General features: G+C 45.6%; 1 pseudogene. It reads right to left on the minus strand.

What is annotated here, in order from left to right:
- Positions 1-222: pseudogene (locus tag CWC04_RS19760) on the minus strand (LysR family transcriptional regulator); the annotation flags it as partial.
- Between the last annotated feature and the right edge of the window lie 52 nt (positions 223-274).

The following is a 274-nucleotide window of genomic DNA, read 5'->3' on the forward strand; positions in this document are numbered from 1 at the left end:
ATCGCTTATCACCCGGCTAGTAAGCTGCGGGTAATTATGAACTAACTCCCTACTCTGCGTTACACACTCTTTGCCTTTATCTTTATGTAGTAAGGTTGTGCCGACACGATTAAACAGCTCCGTGGCTAAGTTTGCCGCAACCTTTTTTAGCGTTTTAGAAAGCGCCCCTCGGGTACTATTAAAATGCGTAGCGGTTGTGTGCAGGTTTTGCGACCCCGCCATATGAATTCCTTTTTCAATGTCAGCTAAATCACTAGCGCCAACCCGTAATCAT

Source organism: Pseudoalteromonas sp. S2893 (genome assembly GCF_005887105.1).
Classification (GTDB): domain Bacteria; phylum Pseudomonadota; class Gammaproteobacteria; order Enterobacterales; family Alteromonadaceae; genus Pseudoalteromonas; species Pseudoalteromonas atlantica.